The organism is Streptomyces sp. NPDC058685, from assembly GCF_042714725.1.
In the GTDB taxonomy this organism is placed as follows: domain Bacteria; phylum Actinomycetota; class Actinomycetes; order Streptomycetales; family Streptomycetaceae; genus Streptomyces.
Map to the genome: position 1 here is coordinate 17,979 of NZ_JBHXSL010000058.1, position 18,956 is coordinate 36,934.

Sequence of the window (18,956 nt, forward strand, 5' to 3'; positions counted from 1 at the left end):
CGCCCGACGCGCCTCAGAGCCAGCGCAGCGCGAACCACAGCTCCATCCGTACGTCCGCGTCGTCCAGGTCCTCGTCCAGCAGCGCCGCGCAGCGGCTGATGCGCTGGCGCACCGTGTTGCGGTGGACCTCCATCGCGGCCGCCGTACGGTCCCAGCTGCCGTGCAGCGAGAGCCAGGTGCGCAGGGTCTCCACCAGCGCGGGGGAGTCCGCGAGCGGGGCGAGGCGCAGCCGGGCGTGGGTCGCAGCCTCCTCGGGCGAGAGCAGTGCGGCGAGCGAGGTGCCGCGATGGCGCACCAGCTCGCCGCGGGTGGCCATGGCCCGGTGCAGCGCCCGTGCCGCGCGGGTGTCGGCGGCGCCGAGATCCTCCGGTGCCACGGGGTCGCTCACGCCGAGGACCCAGCCCGGGTGGGCGGTCACCTCGCGGTCGGCCGGCACCAGGATCCGTACCGTGCCGTCGCCCGCCGGGTCCACGAGTGCGCTGCCGAGCGCGGCTCCCAGCGCGGAGGCGTCGAAGGGTGTGCCGCGCCCGCCGCGCGCGTGCACCACGGTCCACCGCTCGGCACCCAGCAGCGACGCGGCCTCCGCGGGTCCGGCCCCCAGCAGCAGCCGTACGAGGGCCGCGCTGCGGCCCGTCGCGTCGACGCCTTGGTGGGGCGCGGTGAGCAGGGACAGCAGGACGACGGCCACCCCGGCGACGGTGTGGTCACCCGGCTCCCGCCCGGGCGCGCAGAGTCCGAGGACGAGACCCTGACTGCCGCCGAGGGCGTACGCGGCGAGATGGGTGCCGTCGACGGTGTCGCTGGCGGAACTCGGCGCGGGACGGGCACTGCCCTCCCCGGCGTCCGGTACGGGCGGGCTGCCCGGCCCCACCACCCCCGCGAGCCGAGCCAGGGCCCGGCGGACCTCCGGGGACGGGGCGCGGCCGGCGGCCGACAGCTCCGTACCGTCCGCGGCCAGCAGCACGGCCTGGCCGCCGACCCGGGACGCCAGCTGGGTGAGGACCGCCGGGACCGGGTCGGGACGGGCCGCCGCCGCGGCCAGGCCCTGCTGTGCCTGTGTCACCCTCCGCAGCTCGCGGTGGCGTGCCTCCGCCATCAACCGCCACACCGCCCGGGCCACGGCCGTGAAGGTGGTCGGCGGCGGCACCTCCAGCAGCGGCAGACCGTGCCGGTCGCACGCCTCGACCAGCTCGGCGGGCACCGTGTCGTACACCGGCGTGACGCCGAAACCGAGCGCCGCCGCCCCCGCCGCGACGATGCGCGAGACATAGCGGTCGGGATCCTCCAGCAGTACGCCCGCGCTCAGGAGCAGCTCTCCGCCGAGCAGATACGGGTAGGGATCCGCCATCTCGGAGGTGTGCACCATGTGGATGACCGCACCGGGCTCCCGCGGCCCGGCGATCTGGCGCAGGCCGAGATCCTCACGGGCCAGCAGTGCGGTCAGGGGGACCGGTGGGGTGGGAGGTGCCGCTGCGGTCTCCGGCATGGACAGTCCATCCATAGACGAGGTCGACAATGGATGAAACGTACACTTCAGCGTTTCTTTCCGGCCACCTAGCGTCAGCTGTCGACAAGACCTGAGGACCCGGGGGACGAGACGGAGGGAAAGCCGATGGCTGTCGACTACGCAGTGATCGTCGTCTATCTGGCCGGCATGCTCGGCATGGGCTGGTGGGGCATGCGCCGCGCCAAGTCCAAGAGTGAGTTCCTGGTCGCGGGCCGCCGCCTCGGCCCCACGATGTACTCGGGCACCATGGCCGCCATCGTCCTCGGCGGCGCCTCGACCATCGGCGGCGTCGGCCTCGGCTACAAGTACGGCCTCTCCGGCGCGTGGATGGTCTTCACCATCGGCCTCGGCCTGCTCGCGCTCTCGGTGTTCTTCTCGGCGCGGATCGCCCGGCTGAAGGTCTACACCGTCTCCGAGATGCTCGACCTGCGCTACGGCGGCCGGGCCGGTCTCATCTCCGGTGTCGTGATGTGGGCGTACACCCTGATGCTGGCGGTCACCTCGACCATCGCCTACGCGACGATCTTCGACGTCCTCTTCGACATCAACCGCACCGCGTCGATCATCCTCGGCGGCGCGATCGTCGTCGCGTACTCCACGCTCGGCGGCATGTGGTCGATCACCCTCACCGACATGGTGCAGTTCGTCGTCAAGACGATCGGTGTGCTCCTGCTCCTGCTGCCCATCGCGGTGGTCAAGGCCGGCGGCTTCAGCGAGATGAAGGCCAAGCTGCCCACCGAGTACTTCGACCCGCTGGGCATCGGCGGCGAGACGATCTTCACGTACGTCCTGATCTACACCTTCGGCATGCTGATCGGCCAGGACATCTGGCAGCGGGTGTTCACCGCGCGCAGCGACAAGGTCGCCCGCTACGGCGGCACCGTCGCCGGTACCTACTGCCTGGTCTACGCCCTCGCCGGCGCCGTGATCGGTACCGCGGCCAAGGTCCTCTACCCGAAGCTGCCCAACGCCGACGACGCGTTCGCGACCATCGTCAAGGACGAACTGCCCATGGGTGTGCGCGGTCTGGTGCTCGCCGCCGCCCTCGCCGCTGTCATGTCGACGTCGTCCGGCGCGCTCATCGCCTGCGCCACCGTCGCCAACAACGACATCTGGTCGCGGCTGCGCGGGCTCACCTCACGCGGCGCCAAGGACCACGGCGAGGCCGACGAGGTCAAGGACAACCGCATGTTCATCCTGGCCATGGGCATCGCGGTCATCTGTATCGCCATCGCCCTGAACAACGTCGTCGAGGCCCTCACCGTCGCCTACAACCTGCTCGTCGGCGGGCTGCTGGTGCCGATCCTCGGCGGGCTGCTGTGGAAGCGCGGTACCGTCGCCGGCGCGCTGGCCGCGGTGATCGTCGGCGGTCTCTCGGTCATCGGTCTGATGGCGACGTACGGCATCCTCGCCAACGAGCCCATCTACTACGGGCTGCTCGCCTCGCTCGCGGTCTACGTCGTCGTGAGCCTCGTGACCCCGCCGACCGACGAGGCGACGCTCGCGAACTGGCGCGAGCGGCTGGCCGGCCGCGGCGGCGAGGAAGAGACGCCGGCCGAGGCCGCTCCGGTCCCCAGCTAGGTCCTTCGTTCGGATCAGGCCGGGTCAGCGTGCGTGCCAGGGCACGCGAGCCCGGCACGATCCGAACGGCAAGCCTTACAGTCGTAACCGCAACGAAGCGTAGGAAAGAAGGCATTTCACATGAGCAGCAACGAGCAGCCGCGCGGCCCGATCGACTCGTCCCGCATCCCGCGGTACGCCGGACCCGCCACGTTCGCCCGGCTGCCACGGCTCGACGAGGTCGGCACCACCGACGTCGCCGTCGTCGGTGTGCCCTTCGACGCCGGGGTCTCCTACCGTCCCGGCGCGCGCTTCGGCGGCAACGCCATCCGTGAGGCGTCGAGGCTCCTGCGCCCCTACAACCCGGCGCAGGACGCCTCGCCTTTCGCGCTCGCCCAGGTCGCCGACGCCGGCGACATCGCGGCGAACCCGTTCAACATCAACGAGGCCGTCGAGACCATCGAGGCCGCCGCCGACGACCTGCTCGGCACCGGCGCCCGGATGATGACCCTCGGCGGCGACCACACCATCGCGCTGCCGCTGCTGCGCGCCGTCTCCAAGAAGCACGGCCCGGTCGCGCTGCTGCACTTCGACGCGCACCTCGACACCTGGGACACGTACTTCGGCGCCGAGTACACGCACGGCACCCCGTTCCGCCGCGCCGTCGAGGAGGGCATCCTCGACACCGAGGCGCTCTCCCATGTCGGCATCCGCGGGCCGCTCTACGGCAAGCAGGACCTCACCGACGACGAGAAGCTCGGCTTCGGCATCGTCACCTCCGCGGACGTCTACCGCCGGGGCGCCGACGAGGTCGCCGACCAGCTGCGCGCCCGCATCGGCGACCGCCCGCTGTACATCTCGATCGACATCGACTGCCTCGACCCGGCGCACGCTCCCGGCACCGGCACCCCCGAGGCCGGCGGCATGACCTCCCGCGAGCTGCTGGAGATCCTGCGCGGCCTGTCCTCCTGCAACCTCGTCTCCGCCGATGTCGTCGAGGTCGCCCCCGCGTACGACCACGCCGAGATCACCTCCGTCGCCGCCTCCCACACGGCGTACGAGCTGACCACGATCATGTCCCGGCAGATCGCCGCCGCTCGCGAGACGGGCGGGGCGAAGTGACGCACGACCACGACATCGTCCTGCGGCCCACACCGCAGCAGACGCAGGCCGCGCTCAACCCGCCGGCCGGGCGCAACGGCGGTGACCTCGTCGTCGAGACGCTCCAGGGCCTCGGCGCCACCACCGTCTTCGGGCTGCCGGGCCAGCACGCGCTCGGCATGTTCGACGCCCTGCGCCGCTCGTCGCTCTCCTACGTCGGGCTGCGCGTGGAGAACAACGCCGGCTTCGCCGCCGACGCCTACGGCCGGATCACCGGAGAGGTGGCCCCGCTGCTGCTGTCCACCGGACCCGGCGCGCTGATGTCGCTGGCGGCGCTCCAGGAGGCGGCCGCCGCCTCCGCGCCGGTGCTCGCTGTCGGCAGCCAGGTGCCGAGCGCCGGACTCGGCGGCGGACGCCACGGCTATCTGCACGAACTGCGCGACCAGCAGGCGTCGTTCCGGGACGTGGTGAAGTCGGTCCACACGGCCCGTACCCAGTCCCAGATCCCCTCGGCGATCGCCGCCGCCTGGGAGTCGGCGCTCACCGCGCCGCACGGGCCGGTCTGGGTCGAGATCCCGCAGGACGTCCTGCTCGCACAGACGGAACTGCCGGTCGTCACCGCCATGGACGCCACCCCCGACGAGGTCGTGCCGAGGCCCGAACTGACCGCCGTGGCGGCCCATCTGCTGGCGAACGCCCGGCGTCCGGCGATCATCGCGGGCGGCGGTGCCGTGCGCTCCGACGCCTGCGGCAAGCTGCTCGCGCTCGCCGAGCGGATCAACGCCCCGGTCGTCACGACCTTCGGCGGCAAGGGCGCTTTCCCCTGGGAGCACCCGCTCTCGCTCCAGTCCTGGCTGGAGGACCGGCACACCACCGACTTCCTGGAGGACGCCGACGTCCTGCTGGTCGTCGGCTCCGGTCTCGGTGAACTGTCCTCGAACTACCACACGTTCGCCCCGCGCGGCCGGGTGATCCAGATCGAGGCGGACGCCGGCAAGCTCGGCTCCAACCACGACTGCCTCGGCATCCACGCGGACGCGCGGCTCGCGCTGTCGGCCCTGCTGGAGACGGTGGAGCCCCGTCAGGACGAGACCGCGCCCGAGCGGGTGCGCACGGTCCTTGCGGCCGTGCGCGAACGCATCGACGCCCAGGAACTCACCCTGGAACAGCGGCTGCTGGCCTCCGTCAGGGAAGCCCTGCCGGACACCTCGCCCAGCTTCTGGGACATGACGATCCTGGCGTACTGGGCCTGGTCGGCGTTCGACGCCCGCCACCCGAACACGATGCACTCGGCTCAGGGCGCCGGCGGCCTCGGCTACGGCTTCCCCGCCGCCCTCGGCGCGGCGGCCGCCGACCCGACCCGGCCGGTCCTCGCGGTCTCCGGCGACGGCGGGGCGATGTACTCGATCGCCGAACTGGCCACCGCCCGGCAGTACGAACTCCCCGTCACCTGGCTGATCGTGGACGACGGTGGTTACGGCATCCTGCGCGAGTACATGACCGATGCCTTCGGCGAGGCGACGGCCACCGAGCTCGCCCGTCCGGACTTCGTGGCTCTCGCCGAGTCCTTCGGTGTGCCGGCCGTCCGTACGACGCCCGAATCGCTGACGGAGGACCTCGCCAAGTCCTTCGCGGAGCCCGGCCCGTCGGTGGTCGTCCTCCCGGCGGTCCTGAGGATGTTCGCGCCGACCCACCTCTGAGGGCCGGTCTTTGAGGGCCGGTCGTCCGGACCGGCCCGTACCGAACCCCTGCGCCCCGCCGCTCACTCCCCCGAGAGCGGCGGGGCGCAGGTCTGTTCGCGGCCGCTCAGGCGGGTGTCACGAACCCCGACTCGTACGCGGCGATGACCGCCTGGGTGCGGTCCCGTGCCCCCAACTTGCCCAGCACGGCGCTGACATGGGTCTTCACCGTCTCCGTGCCGACGAGCAACTGCGTGGCGATCTCCGCGTTCGTCAGACCGCGTGCCATCAGCCGCAGCACCGCCGCCTCGCGCTCGGTCAGCGCTGCGCGCTCCATCGCCACGCGGGCGGTGCCGCTCCCGTACTCCGCGGCCAGAGAGCGCACCGCGGCAGGGAAGAGCAGCGACTCGCCCTCCGCGACGAGCCGGACCGCGTGCACGATCTCGGTGGGGCGGGCCCGCTTGAGGAGAAAGCCCGCGGCGCCGGCGCGCAGGGCCTCGTAGACGTACTCGTCGTTCTCGAAGGTCGTGATGACCAGGATCTTCGGCGGGTCGGCCACCGTCCGCAGCACGGCCCGCGTCGCCTCGATGCCGTCGAGCAGGGGCATCCGGACGTCCATCGCCACCACATCGGGGCGCAGTTGGCGCACCAGCGGTATCACCGCCGCGCCGTCGGCCGCCTCACCGGTCACCTCGATGTCCGGCTGCGCCTCCAGGACGGCCCGCAGCCCGGCCCGGACCAGGGGTTCGTCGTCGACGAGGAGTACGGAGATCGGCACCCGGTCAGCGTAGGCCGTCCAGCGGCAGGCCGACCCGCACCCTCCACCGGCCCTCGTGCGGACCGGCCGTGGCGTGGCCGCCGAGCAGCGCGGCCCGCTCCCGCATACCGCGCAGCCCGCTGCCGCGGCCGCTTGAAGTCGCGGGCTCCACCAGGGAGTTGTTCACCTCCAGTTCCAGCCGGCCGGCGGCGACCTCGATCCGCACCTGCGTCGGCACCGGGCCCGCATGCCGCAGGACGTTGGTCAGCGCCTCCTGCACGATGCGGTACCCCTCCCGGGAGACCGGCCCGGGGACCAGCGCCAGCGGCCCGCTCACCTCCGCCACCACCTCCGCGCCGGACGCGCGCGCGGACTCCAGCAGCCGGTCCGCGTCGGCCAGCGTCGGGCGGCTGCCCACCGGCTGGCCGGACTCCCGCAGCACCAGCAGGACCCGCTCCAGGTCCTCCAGCGCCGCCCGCCCGGTCTCCTCGATGGCACCGAGCGCGCGGTCCGTGAACTCCGCGTTCCCCGCGGCCCTGGCCGCCCCCGCCTGCACCACCGCCACCGTCAGCGCGTGCCCGATCGAGTCGTGCAGCTCGCCCGCGATGCGGTTGCGCTCCAGCAACTGCTCGGTGCGCTCCTCCAGTGCGGCCAGCCGTTCCGCCGCGGAGGGGCCGAGCAGCCGCCGGGCGATCGCCGTGACCAGCTCCCCGGCGCCCACCACGAAGGCCGCGAGCGCGGCGAGCGGCAGGGGTACCAGTAGCGCGTACCACCAGTGGCCGCCCGGCAGTCGGAGCGTCAGGACCCGTGCCGGGCCGGGTCCGGACACCGCCGAGACCAGGTCCACCACCGCCCCCAGCAACTGGACCGTGACCAGACCGCAGAGCAGTCCCAGCCCGAGCCGGATCTCCAGCCACAGCGCCGTGCGCCCCCGGTCGGCCCAGGTGGCGGACGACGCGGCGGCGATGCCCGAGGACGCGTCCTTGTAGCCGTGCGGCGACAGCAGCAGCCGCGCCTGGAGGCCTTCGGCGAGCCGTACCGCCGGCACGAGCCCCACCAGTCCCAGCAGTACGAAGGGGATGTACAGCCGGTGTTCGTCCACGAACAGGTACATGCCGAAGAAGACGGTGCCGATGATCAGATGCAGCCAGCGGGTGTAGGTGACCGGGCGGGCCAGCGGACGCAGGAGGCCGAGGAACATCCCGTCATCGTGCCAGCGGCCGGGCCGGGGCGGCTCCCCCGTGCGGGGGAGCCTCTTTCCACCGGCGGGGGAGGCCACGGGCCGTGGCCGGCGGCCACGCTGGTCCCATGACCAGCATCGACGTCACCAACCTCACCAAGCGGTACGGGGCGACCCGGGCCGTGGACGGGCTCACGTTCGCCGTCCACCCCGGCCGGGTCACCGGCTTCCTCGGGCCGAACGGCGCCGGCAAGTCGACCACCATGCGGCTGATCCTCGGCCTGGACCGCCCCACGTCCGGCACCGCCACCATCGGCGGACGGGCCTACGCGGCGATCGGTGAACCACTGCGCCACGTCGGCGCGCTGCTCGACGCCCAGGCCGCGCAGGGCTCCCGTACCGCCCGCGACCATCTGCGCATCCTCGCCGCGGCGGGCAGGATCGGACCCCGGCGCATCGACGAGGTGCTGGAGCAGTCGGGGATCGCCTCCGCCGCGCACCGCCGGATCAGGACGTTCTCGCTCGGCATGCGCCAGCGCCTCGGCATCGCCGCGGCCCTGCTCGGCGACCCGGCGGTCCTGATGCTGGACGAGCCCTCGAACGGCCTCGACCCCGAGGGCATCATCTGGATCCGCGAGCTGATGCGGCAGCTGGCCGCGGAGGGCCGGGCCGTGCTCGTCTCCAGCCATCTGATGGGCGAGACGGCCTCGTTCGCGGACCACCTCGTCGTCCTCGGCCGGGGACGGCTGCTCGCCGACACCGGCATGCGGGACTTCATCGACACCTGGACCACGCCACGGGTACGACTGCGCACCACCGACGACGAGCGGCTGCGGACCGTGCTCACAGGCAAGGGCTACACCGCCGTCGCAGGCGAGGACGGCACCTGGACGGTCGACGGCGCACGGGTGACGGACATCGGCCCGCTGGCCGCGCAGGAAGGCATCCCGATCCTCGAACTCGCCGGAGAGCACGCCACGTTGGAACAGGCGTATCTCGCCCTCACCGCGGACCGGACCGAGTTCGCCGTCACCCGCCCGGTCGGCCAGGAGGTACGACCGTGAACCTGAAGCCCGTTCTGCACGCCGAGTGGCTGAAGATCCGCTCGGTGCGGTCCCTGTGCGCCACGCTCGCCGCCGTCTTCGTGGCCACGGTCGCCTTCTCGGTCCTGGCATGCGCCACCCTCGACCCGCAGGAGTCCGCGCGGCCGGACTTCGACCCGCTGCGCACGTCCTTCTTCGGGCTCGACTTCGGCCAGATCGCGGCCATCAGCTTCGGAGCCCTGGCCGTCGCGGGGGAGTACCGCAGCGGCGCGATCCGCCTCTCCCTGACCGCGATGCCGCGCAGAGGGCTGTTCTGGCTGTCGAAACTCGCGGTCGTCGGAGCGCTTTCCCTGGGGGTCGGCCTTCTCACCAGCCTGACCTGCTTCCTCGCCGGTCAGTCCTTCCTCGGAGACCGCGGCCTCACCCTCACCGACCCCGGAACTCTGCGCGGGGTGGTCGGCTGCGGGATCTTCCTGTGCCTCATCACCCTGTTCTCGGCCGGCCTCGCGGCCGTCCTCCGCAGCGCGCCCGCGGTGATGGGCCTCCTCATCCCCTTCCTGCTGATGCTGTCCTTCGTCATCGGTGACCTCTCCGAGGACGGAGGCGCGGTGGAGTTCCTCCCCGACCGCGCGGGCCGGCAGATCCTGCTCCAGGACGCGACGGGCACGCTGGGCCCGTGGAGCGGTCTCGGCGTGCTGGCGCTGTGGGTGGGCGCGGCGCTGTGGGCGGGGGGCCGGTCCCTCGCCCGGCGGGACGCCTGAGAGGGACGACGGCCGGGCTCAGTGGACGATGGTGTAGCTCTGCCAGGGGCGGGCGCCGGGCGCGATGATGTCCGACACCGTCGTGGGCAGATAGATCGTGTCCTCGCCCGTGCAGTCCTGGGTCGGGTACAGCACGAGGTCCACCAGCGTGTTGTTGGTGACCGAGACGGCTCCCGGCGCGTCGAGCCGGTGGCAGCCCGTCACCAGGGGGTTCGACACGCTCACATGCCGCTTGTCGGCGGTCTCGTAGGCGAGGGTGCCCGCGGCGTTGCGGCCGAGGCCGGAGCACCCCGCGACGGCGACGACCAGGAACGCCGCCCCGGCGGCACCGGCGAGACGCCGGGAGTGGGTCACGGACATGGATGATCCTCGTCTGTGCGGGAAGTTCCTGCCGAGCCCACCCTGCCGCGTCCCCGCGATCCCGGCATCAGGTGAGGGTCTGGTCGGGGGACGGGGCGGCGGTGCCGGGCGCTGCGGCAGGGCCGCGTTCCGCCGGCCACGCAGGCTTCAGGGCCCCGGGCCGGCAGGCGCCTGCGCCCGAGGGCCTGGGGGCCCGTCCGCCGGCCGCCCCGGCCCGCAGTCCCGTGCCGGCGCCGATCCCAGGGTCTGCCGGCGGCCCCCGCCCCGTCCTCCTACGCCCCGGCCCCCGCGACGGCCGGTTCCGCGGGCTGCGACCGGGCCGCCGGACGGCGCTCGAAGGGGCCCAGCTGGGCGACCACCTGGGCGTAGAACCGGTCCACCACGTCGTCGACGCTGCGGATGAATCCCGTTTCGGCACTGCCACGCGTGACGCCCATGCCCTTGAACAGCGACAGCCGGAAACCCGTCGCCCGGGTGCCGTCCTTCGGCAGCATGTCGGCCGGCTCCGGGCGCAGGCGCTCCAGCGTGCCGCGCGGTCCGTGGCCCCCCTCCACCAGGGTCTCCACATGCAGATCCGCCGGTGCCTCGGCCAGCATGCGCAGCAGTCGTTTCGCCGAGGTGAGGGGATAGCTGCCCTCGGGGGCCCGGACCTCCATGGAGGTCCGCAGCTTGCCGGTCCGCAGATCGGCCACGATCGTGAGAACACCCGGTGTGCTGTCGATGCGCAGTTCGGCGGTCAGCCGGCCGTCCTCGCAGAGCCCGTCGGCGAGTGCGGCGCGGCGTGTCCGCGGATCGACGCCCCGCGTGGCGCGCTGCACCGGCAGGACCTTCTGGCCGAGCTCGCCCCCGAGGCGCAGACAGACCTGGCGGATGAGCTGCTCCCAGCTCTCCACCACCTCGATGGCGCGCCGGTCGCCCTGGCAGAGGGTCTCCGTGTCGATGCCGTTGCGCACGGGCACCCAGGCGGGCCCCATGTTCTGGAATCCGTGGCAGCCGGAGTTCTCGTGCTGGAGGTAGGACAGCAGCTCCTGGAGAAGCCACGCGTGTGCGGCGTTGCCGACGCCTTCGTGGCGGATCAGCATCTGCGCCTGGTGCGCCACTTCGGCCCACGAGAGATGCCAGAGGGCCACCTTGTGCTTGCGCCGTCCGTCGGTCTTGGCCGCCACCGGGGGACACCCTTCGAGGGCGACGTCGTTGGACAGCGTGATCACGGCCTCGTAGCCCCGCCGTGCGGCGATGTCCATGTAGTCCTGGACCTGCTCGGGCCGCAGCGGGTTCCCGTTGGTCTTCGTCTCGACCAGACCCGTCCACAGTTTCCCGGCCCGCTCCACGCGGATCACCCCGTCGGGACGCCTGGGCGTCTCTCCGTGGGGCAGCGTGACCTCGGTGAACGTCTGCATGCGACCGGCAGGCGCGCCGAAAGGCGCCGTCAGCCGCCGCCCGAACTCCGGCACTTCGGCCATCACCGAGAGCAGGACGGACGTCGCCCGCAACTCACGCTCCTTGTCGCTCTTGAGCGTCGGTGCGGGGAACAGCCGTGCCGGCCGCCACGCCTCGTTCTCCGCGAGGGACTTCTTCGCCACCTTGGGCAGCGTGACCTTCTTCTTGGCGGTCCGTGGCCCAGGGGCGCGCTGGGGTGTCGTCCCCGCGCCGGGCTGATCCCCGCGTGCGTCCTGCGCGGGGAGCGTCGCGCGCGGCACGGCTGCCGCCGAGGGCGGTGCCTGTGGCGCCGGCTCCTGCTCCACCGCGGCCGGCCCGGATCCGGGGTCGCCCTCGGCGGCTTCCTCGTCGGCGCTGTCGTCGACGATGTCGATGCCGAAATCGGTCGCGAGACCGGCCAGTCCGGACTCGTACCCCTGGCCGATCGCCCGGAACTTCCACTCCTCGCCCCGCCGGTACAACTCGCCGAAGAGGAAGGCGCTCTCCACACCGGCGTCGTCGATGGAGAAACCGAGCAGCGTCTCGCCGCCGCGGTCGGCAACGGTCACCCGCAGGTCGTCCAGCTCACCGAAGCAGGCCCCGCCGTACTGACTGGCCGCCACCACGATGCGCTCCACGTCCGTCGGCACCGCCGTCAGATCGAGGCTGATCCGGTCCTCGCTGCCCCCGTCGGTGGGCGCCTTGCCCAGCAACTGCACGCTGCCGTCGGGCGCGGCGGGGTGGTTGTAGAAGAAGAAGTCCGTGTCGCCGCGTACCTTCCCGTCGCCGTTGAGCAGCATCACCGAGACGTCGGCGTCCCCGTCTCCGGTGGCGCTGCTCCAGCGCAGGCTCACGATCACCGATCCGGTGTCGTCACTCAGGTCCGCCAGGCCCACGTTCGCGCCCTTGGCCATCTCGCGCATGCTGTCCCCCCAGGACGTGCAGCTGTTTTCACGCAGGCGGAGCTGCCGGACGACGTCGATCTGTGACGTACGTCGCACTCCCTGCTACGTGATGAACCGTAGCGCCGAGGAGGGGTGCATGAGGAGATGATGTGAAGACCGGAGTTCACGTCGAGTCCCCCCGGCCTCCATCCCCGCCCCCCTACCGTGTCCCCCATGCGTCTGCGCCCGCTCCTCGCCTCCGTCACCGCCGCCGTGGCCGTCGCCGGTTGTCTCGCCGCCGCCGCGCCCGCCCTCGCCCGCCCTGCCGACCGGGGGTGTTCGCCGCGGGTCGGGATCGACAGCTACTCCGACGCCCTCGACAAGACCCGCTTCCAGGACACCTTCGTCGGCAACTTCTCCGCCCTCGCCGTCGACCGTGACGGCCAGATCGCCGCGCTCTCCGACCGGTCCGAGCTGTTCCGGCTGCGCGGGACAGGGCTGCGGCCGAGTGGTGTCGTGCGGCTCGCGGACGAGAGCGGGGCGCCGCTGGACTCCGAAGGGCTCGTCGTCGAGCGGGATGGCGGCCGGCTGGTCGCCAGTGAGACCGAGCCCTCGGTACGCCGGTACAGTCGGCACGGGAAGATCCTCGGCCGGCTGTCCGTGCCGGACGCCCTCCAGGTCGCACCCGCCGGGCGGGCCACCCGGAACGCCACCTTCGAAGGGCTGACCCTGGACAGCGGCGGCCGGCGGCTCGTCGCCGCGATGGAGGGGGCGATCAGTGGCGACGCCCCCGGGATCGTCCGGCTCCAGAGCTGGCACCGGGACAGCCCGCGGCACGCCTTCCGGCTCGCCGCCCAGTACGGCTACCGCACCGACACCGCCCTCGGCGTCAGCGAGATCACGGCCACCGGCGACGGCCGGCTCCTCGTGCTGGAGCGCGGCTTCACCGCGGGCGTCGGCAACACCGTCCGGCTGTATCTGGCCGACACCGCCCGGGCCCGCGATGTGAGCGGTGTCGAGAACCTGACCGGCCGGCCGGACGTCCGCCTCGCGGACAAGACGCTCCTCGCCGACCTCGCCGACTGCCCCTCGCTCGGAGCGCCCGCCAAGCAGCCCCAGCCCAATCCGCTGCTCGACAACATCGAGGCCCTTGCCGTCACCGGGCACACCCGCGACGGGCGGCTGCGGCTGCTGCTGGCGAGCGACGACAACGAGAACGCCACCCAGATCACCCGCTTCTACCGGCTGACCGTGCGGCTGCCCCGCCGCTGACCTGCTCACTGTGCGATAACGGCGTACAACTTTTCCGCCCGCCGTGAGTCAAGTGCTGCGGGGGCGTCGGGGAGACGCCCCGCACAGGCATTCAGGGGACGGGGAATCTTCATGACTCACCACCGAATATCCGGCCGCGCCACCGGCCGTCCGTCGCGTCGCGCGAGAAGCGCTGCCGGGGTCGTCGCCGTCGCGACACTCGTGCCGCTCGCCGCCGCCACGGCGCCTGCTGCCGCCGCGCCGCCGCAGGTCGCGTGCACCTCCCAGCAGGCCGGTCTCGCCGCCAAGCTGACCGCCGACATCACCGCCGCCCTCAAGGGCCGGAAGTCGACGACGGCTGTGCTGCTCAACGACCGGATCACCAAGACCAGTTGCACCCTGCGGCCGGACCAGCAGTACGACTCGGCCAGCGTCGTCAAGGTGACCGTGCTCGCCGCCCTCCTCCAGGAGGTGCAGTTCCAGAAGCGCGGCTTCACGAAGCGCGAGTTCACCCTCGCCAGCGACATGATCACCAAGTCGGACAACGCGGCCACCAGTGCTCTGTGGAAGCAGCTCGGTCTCACCAAGATCAAGCGTTTCCTCACCGCGGCCGGTATGACGAAGACCGTGCCGGGCGCCGACGGCTACTGGGGCCTCACCCAGATCAACGCCCGCGACGAGCAGAAGCTGCTCGGCATGCTGACGGCGAAGAACACCGTGATCAGCGAGCCCAACCGGACCTACGCCCTCAAGCTGATGCAGAACGTCGTCGCCTCGCAGCGCTGGGGCACCCCCGCCGGGGCGCCCGCCACCGCCACCGTCCAGGTGAAGAACGGCTGGCTCCAGCGGGCCACGCACGGCTGGCGCGTGCACAGCATCGGCGCCTTCACGGGCCCCGGTCACAACTACCAGATCACCGTTCTCACCCACGACAACGCGACGATGAACGACGGTGTGAACACCATCCAGGCCGTCGCCCGGGCGATCCACAAGGACCTCAACCCGACAGCGCCCGCGCGCAGCGCGTTCGTACCCCCGGCCGTTCCGCACGAGGCCGTCCCGGCCACGCCGGAGCGCGCGGCGAAGGAAGCGATTCCGGCTCCCCACTGACCGGCCTCACCGGCTCCCGCCGACCCGCGGGAGCCGTATCCGTTTGTTGCGGCGGGATGAAATCCGCTGCTCGGCGCGTTGGTGCCTTCCGGTGGATCAATTTCAACGGGAGGCACTACGTGGCGGCGAATGAGGGGTGGGCCCGGCGCCTGGCCGGTTACGCCTGGCGGTACCGGCGCAATGTGCTGCTCGCGCTCGGTTCGTCCCTGGGCGGCATGGCCGTCATGGCGCTCGTTCCGCTGATCACCAAGATCGTCATCGACGATGTGATCGGGGACCACTCCCGCTCCCTCGCCGTGTGGACCGGTGTGCTCATCGCCGCGGCCGTCGTCGTCTACGTCCTCACCTACGTCCGCCGCTTCTACGGCGGACGCCTCGCCCTCGACGTCCAGCACGACCTGCGGACCGAGATGTACGCGACGATCACCCGGCTCGACGGGCGGCGTCAGGACGAGCTCTCCACCGGCCAGGTCGTCGGCCGGGCGACCAGCGACCTCCAGCTCATCCAGGGCCTGCTCTTCATGCTCCCGATGACCATCGGGAACATCCTGCTCTTCCTGATCTCCCTCGCGATCATGGCGTGGCTGTCGCTGCCCCTGACCCTGATCGCCGTCGCCGTGGCCCCGGCCATCTGGTTCATCGCCAAGCGCAGCCGGGTCCGGCTCCACCCCGCCACCTGGTACGCGCAGAGCCAGGCCGCCTCCGTCGCGGGTGTCGTGGACGGCGCCGTCTCCGGCGTACGCGTGGTCAAGGGCTTCGGCCAGGAGGACCAGGAGACGGGCAAGCTGCGCGAGGCGAGCCGCAAGCTGTTCGCCGGCCGGCTGCGCACCATCAGGCTGAACGCCCGCTACACCCCCGCGCTCCAGGCGGTCCCCGCCCTCGGGCAGGTCGCCATGCTGGCCGTCGGCGGCTGGCTGGCCACCCGCGGCCAGATCACGCTGGGCACCTTCGTCGCCTTCTCCGCCTATCTCGCCCAGCTCGTCGGCCCGGTCCGGATGCTCGCCGTGGTGCTGACCGTCGGCCAGCAGGCGCGCGCCGGTGTCGACCGCGTACTGGAGCTGATCGACACCGAGCCGACGCTGACGGAGGGCACCAAGGTGCTCCCGGCGGACGCCCCCGCCACCGTCGAGTTCGACGACGTGACCTTCGGATACGACCAGGGGCGCCCGGTCCTCGACGGCTTCTCGCTGGAGATCCGTCCCGGGGAGACCGTGGCCGTCGTCGGGTCGTCCGGCAGCGGCAAGTCGACCGTCTCGCTCCTGCTGCCCCGCTTCTACGACGTGACGCACGGCGCGGTCCTCGTCGGCGGCCACGACGTCCGCGAGCTGACGTACGACTCGCTGCGGGCGGCGATCGGCATGGTGCCGGAGGACAGCTTCCTGTTCTCGGACACGGTCCGCGCCAACATCGCGTACGGGAAGCCCGGCGCGACGCAGGAGGAGATCGAGACCGCCGCCCGCGCCGCCCAGGCCGACGGCTTCATCGGCGAGCTGCCCGACGGCTACGACACCACGGTGGGCGAGCACGGTCTGACCCTCTCCGGCGGCCAGCGCCAGCGTGTCGCGCTCGCCCGGGCGATCCTCACCGACCCCCGGCTGCTGCTGCTCGACGACGCCACCTCGGCCGTGGACGCCCGCGTCGAGCACGAGATCCACGAGGCGCTGCGTTCCGTGATGACGGGGCGCACCACGTTGCTGATAGCCCACCGCCGCTCCACCCTCCAGCTCGCCGACCGCATCGCGGTCCTGGACGGGGGACGGCTCGCGGACATCGGCACCCATGAGGAGCTGACCAGGCGCTCGGCCCTGTACCGCCGGCTGCTGACCGACCCGGACGAGCTCGGCGGCGTATCGCCGGGGCACGCTCCCGCGCTGGAGGCCGACCCGGGCAGCGACAGCACCGTACGGGACGAGCTGGACGCGGAGTTCGACGCGGAGCGCGGCATCACGCCCCGGCTGTGGGTGCGCGAGGAGACCGCCCAGGAGTCCGCCGCGCCGGGAGCCACCCCCGAGCTGCTCGCCCAGGTGGAGGCACTGCCGCCGGCCGACGACACACCAGACATCGACGAGGCCCGCCCCGTCCGCGTCGAACACACCGAGGGCGAGGGCCAGGGCCTGCGGCTGCTGCTGCGCGGCTTCGGACTCCCGCTGCTCGTCAGCCTGCTGCTGGTGGCTGTCGACGCCGGTATGGGCCTGCTGCTCCCGGTCCTGATCCGGCACGGCATCGACCAGGGTGTCGAACAGGTCGCCCTCGGCGCGGTGTGGGCGGCCTCCGGCCTCGCGCTGCTGAGCGTGCTGGTGCAGTGGTGCGCGCAGATCGGCGAGACCCGGATGACGGGTCGCACCGGCGAGCGGGTCCTCTACTCGGTACGTCTGAAGATCTTCGCCCAGCTCCAGCGGCTGGGGCTCGACTACTACGAGCGCGAGCTGACCGGCCGGATCATGACCCGGATGACGACGGACGTGGACGCCCTGTCGACGTTCCTCCAGACCGGTCTGGTCACCGCGTTCGTCTCGGTGGTCACCTTCTTCGGCATCATGGTCGCCCTGCTGGTCATCGACCTCCAGCTCGCGCTCGTCGTCTTCGCGACCCTGCCGGTGCTGATCGTCGGCACCTTCTTCTTCCGCCGCAAGAGCGTGCAGGCGTACGAGCTGGCGCGCGAGCGCATCAGCGTCGTCAACGCCGACCTCCAGGAGTCCGTGTCCGGGCTGCGGATCGTGCAGGCGTTCCGCCGCGAGCGCTCCGGCAACGACCGCTTCGTGGCCCGCAGCGAGCACTACCGCGAGGCCCGCGTCCGCGGCCAGTGGCTGATCTCGGTGTACTTCCCCTTCGTACAGCTGCTCTCCTCGGTGGCCGCCGCGGCCGTCCTGATCGTCGGCGGGCACCGGGTCGACGCGGGCACGCTGAGCACCGGCGCCCTGGTCGCCTACCTCCTCTACATCGACCTCTTCTTCGCCCCCGTGCAGCAGCTGTCCCAGGTCTTCGACGGCTACCAGCAGGCATCGGTGTCGCTCCGGCGCATCCAGGAACTGCTGGACGAACCGACGTCGACGGCGAGCGCGAAGAAGCCCGTGGACGTCGCGTCGCTGCGCGGCGAGATCGCCTTCGAGGGCGTCGACTTCCGCTACGGCGACGAGGAGGAGGCCCTCACGGGCATCGATCTGCGCATTCCGGCGGGCCAGACGGTGGCCTTCGTCGGCGAGACCGGCGCGGGCAAGTCCACGCTGGTCAAGCTGGTCGCGCGGTTCTACGACCCGACGAGCGGCCGGGTGACCGCCGACGGACAGGATCTGCGCGAGCTCGACCTCACCGCCTACCGGCACCGGCTCGGTGTCGTCCCGCAGGAGGCGTACCTCTTCGAGGGCACGGTCCGCGACGCCATCGCCTACGGACGCCCCGGCGCGAGTGACGCCGATGTGGAGGCGGCGGCCCGCGCGGTCGGCGCGCACGACATGATCGCCACCCTGGACGGCGGCTATCTGCACGAGGTCTCCGAGCGCGGGCGCAATCTCTCGGCGGGCCAGCGCCAGCTGATCGCCCTGGCCAGGGCCGAGCTGGTCGACCCCGATGTGCTGCTCCTCGACGAGGCGACGGCCGCCCTTGACCTGGCCACCGAGGCCCAGGTCAACCAGGCCACCGACCGGCTGACCGGCCGCCGCACCACCCTGGTCGTCGCACACCGGCTGACGACCGCCGCGCGCGCCGACCGCGTCGTGGTGATGGACGGCGGCAGGGTGGTCGAGGACGGGACCCACGACGAGCTCCTCGCTCTGGAGGGCCGTTACACCACGCTGTGGCGGACCTTCATAGGAGAGGACGAACCGGCCGCGGTGTGACCATGTCGTGGGGTCGGCAACCGTTCCGCCCCCGGCTGCGTCGTACGCATGTACGGGGCTGTGACGAGGGGGCGCAAAGGTGTTCGGTGGGACGGAGACGACCAGGCCGGTGAGGAGACTGCTGGCGCAGTTCCTCGCGGTGCTGATGGCCGCGGGGGCGCTGTCCCTCGCCGGGCCCGGTACGCAGAGCGCGGAGGCCGTCGCCTCGGGCTGCTCGGGGCGGGCGCAGAAGACCGTGCGGTTCCCGGGCGGCGAACTGCGCGTCTACAAGAACCGGAACTACGCGTGCGCCATGACGGTCGCGAGGAACCCCGGAGCCCGGCGGGCGATGTCCGTCTCGCTCCAGGCCCGCGGCGGCCGCGCCGCCGTCGACCGCGGCACCTTCACCCGCCAGGCGGGACCGGTCACCGTGCACGCGCTCAACCGCTGTGTCCGGGCCACCGGCGCCATCGCCGGGGTCGCCCGCTCCACCGGCTGGATCCTGTGCTGACCCGTCGTCGCCCCGCAT

At 72.2% G+C, this 18,956-nt stretch carries 14 protein-coding genes; 9 read left to right on the forward strand and 5 right to left on the reverse strand.

The genetic code is table 11. From position 1 onward, the window contains the following. Positions 1 to 13: 13 nt before the first annotated feature. Positions 14 to 1,486, reverse strand: a complete 1,473-nt coding sequence (locus ACFWU3_RS31230) for a PucR family transcriptional regulator ligand-binding domain-containing protein (protein WP_384444419.1) — start codon at positions 1,484 to 1,486, stop codon at positions 14 to 16. A gap of 126 nt (positions 1,487 to 1,612) precedes the next feature. Here ACFWU3_RS31230 and ACFWU3_RS31235 point away from each other — a divergent pair, with 126 nt between their 5' ends. The 3 genes from ACFWU3_RS31235 (at position 1,613) to ACFWU3_RS31245 (ending at position 5,868) form a co-directional block, all read left to right on the forward strand. Then, positions 1,613 to 3,088, forward strand: a complete 1,476-nt coding sequence (locus ACFWU3_RS31235) for a sodium:solute symporter (RefSeq protein ID WP_384444420.1) — start codon at positions 1,613 to 1,615, stop codon at positions 3,086 to 3,088. Positions 3,089 to 3,208: 120 nt separating this feature from the next. Next, complete coding sequence (gene speB / locus ACFWU3_RS31240) at positions 3,209 to 4,189, forward strand: agmatinase (RefSeq protein ID WP_313946212.1); 981 nt, start codon at positions 3,209 to 3,211, stop codon at positions 4,187 to 4,189. Continuing rightward, positions 4,186 to 5,868, forward strand: coding sequence for a thiamine pyrophosphate-binding protein (locus ACFWU3_RS31245; RefSeq protein ID WP_384444421.1), 1,683 nt, complete (start codon positions 4,186 to 4,188; stop codon positions 5,866 to 5,868). The genes speB and ACFWU3_RS31245 overlap by 4 nt, the downstream gene beginning before the upstream one ends. Before the next feature lie 106 nt (positions 5,869 to 5,974). Here the strand turns inward: ACFWU3_RS31245 and ACFWU3_RS31250 are convergent, their stop codons facing one another. Together ACFWU3_RS31250 and ACFWU3_RS31255 are read right to left on the reverse strand one after the other, a co-directional pair. Further along, the gene (locus ACFWU3_RS31250; RefSeq protein ID WP_384444422.1) at positions 5,975 to 6,625 is read right to left on the reverse strand and encodes a response regulator; all 651 of its coding nucleotides are present in this window, start codon (positions 6,623 to 6,625) and stop codon (positions 5,975 to 5,977) included. A 4-nt stretch (positions 6,626 to 6,629) separates the two neighbouring features. Continuing rightward, on the reverse strand, positions 6,630 to 7,805 hold the full coding sequence (locus ACFWU3_RS31255; RefSeq protein ID WP_384444423.1) for a sensor histidine kinase: 1,176 nt from the start codon (positions 7,803 to 7,805) through the stop codon (positions 6,630 to 6,632). Between the two features lie 107 nt (positions 7,806 to 7,912). Here ACFWU3_RS31255 and ACFWU3_RS31260 point away from each other — a divergent pair, with 107 nt between their 5' ends. Together ACFWU3_RS31260 and ACFWU3_RS31265 are read left to right on the forward strand one after the other, a co-directional pair. Next, entirely contained in the window at positions 7,913 to 8,848 is a 936-nt protein-coding gene (locus tag ACFWU3_RS31260) for an ABC transporter ATP-binding protein (RefSeq protein ID WP_384444424.1), read from the forward strand. Continuing rightward, positions 8,845 to 9,588: an ABC transporter permease gene (locus ACFWU3_RS31265; protein WP_384444425.1), complete on the forward strand. Its 744-nt coding sequence runs from the start codon at positions 8,845 to 8,847 to the stop codon at positions 9,586 to 9,588. The genes ACFWU3_RS31260 and ACFWU3_RS31265 overlap by 4 nt, the downstream gene beginning before the upstream one ends. Positions 9,589 to 9,606: 18 nt before the next feature. Here ACFWU3_RS31265 and ACFWU3_RS31270 read toward each other — a convergent pair whose 3' ends face one another. Then, positions 9,607 to 9,948, reverse strand: coding sequence for a hypothetical protein (locus ACFWU3_RS31270; protein ID WP_384444426.1), 342 nt, complete (start codon positions 9,946 to 9,948; stop codon positions 9,607 to 9,609). 272 nt (positions 9,949 to 10,220) lie between these two features. Then, the gene (locus ACFWU3_RS31275; protein WP_384444427.1) at positions 10,221 to 12,290 is read right to left on the reverse strand and encodes a TerD family protein; all 2,070 of its coding nucleotides are present in this window, start codon (positions 12,288 to 12,290) and stop codon (positions 10,221 to 10,223) included. A gap of 195 nt (positions 12,291 to 12,485) precedes the next feature. On the opposite strand from ACFWU3_RS31275, the gene ACFWU3_RS31280 reads away from it, so the two are divergent. The 4 genes from ACFWU3_RS31280 to ACFWU3_RS31295 all read left to right on the forward strand — a co-directional run bounded on the left by ACFWU3_RS31280 (position 12,486) and on the right by ACFWU3_RS31295 (position 18,938). Then, on the forward strand, positions 12,486 to 13,523 hold the full coding sequence (locus ACFWU3_RS31280) for an esterase-like activity of phytase family protein (RefSeq protein ID WP_384444428.1): 1,038 nt from the start codon (positions 12,486 to 12,488) through the stop codon (positions 13,521 to 13,523). A gap of 111 nt (positions 13,524 to 13,634) precedes the next feature. Next, a complete protein-coding gene (locus tag ACFWU3_RS31285) occupies positions 13,635 to 14,612 on the forward strand; it encodes a serine hydrolase (protein WP_384444429.1) in 978 nt (325 codons plus the stop codon). A gap of 119 nt (positions 14,613 to 14,731) precedes the next feature. Then, a complete protein-coding gene (locus tag ACFWU3_RS31290; protein ID WP_384444430.1) occupies positions 14,732 to 18,448 on the forward strand; it encodes an ABC transporter ATP-binding protein in 3,717 nt (1,238 codons plus the stop codon). Between the two features lie 118 nt (positions 18,449 to 18,566). Further along, positions 18,567 to 18,938 (forward strand): hypothetical protein, encoded by a 372-nt coding sequence (locus ACFWU3_RS31295; protein WP_384444438.1) that lies wholly within the window; start codon positions 18,567 to 18,569, stop codon positions 18,936 to 18,938. The last annotated feature ends 18 nt before the right edge of the window (positions 18,939 to 18,956 follow it).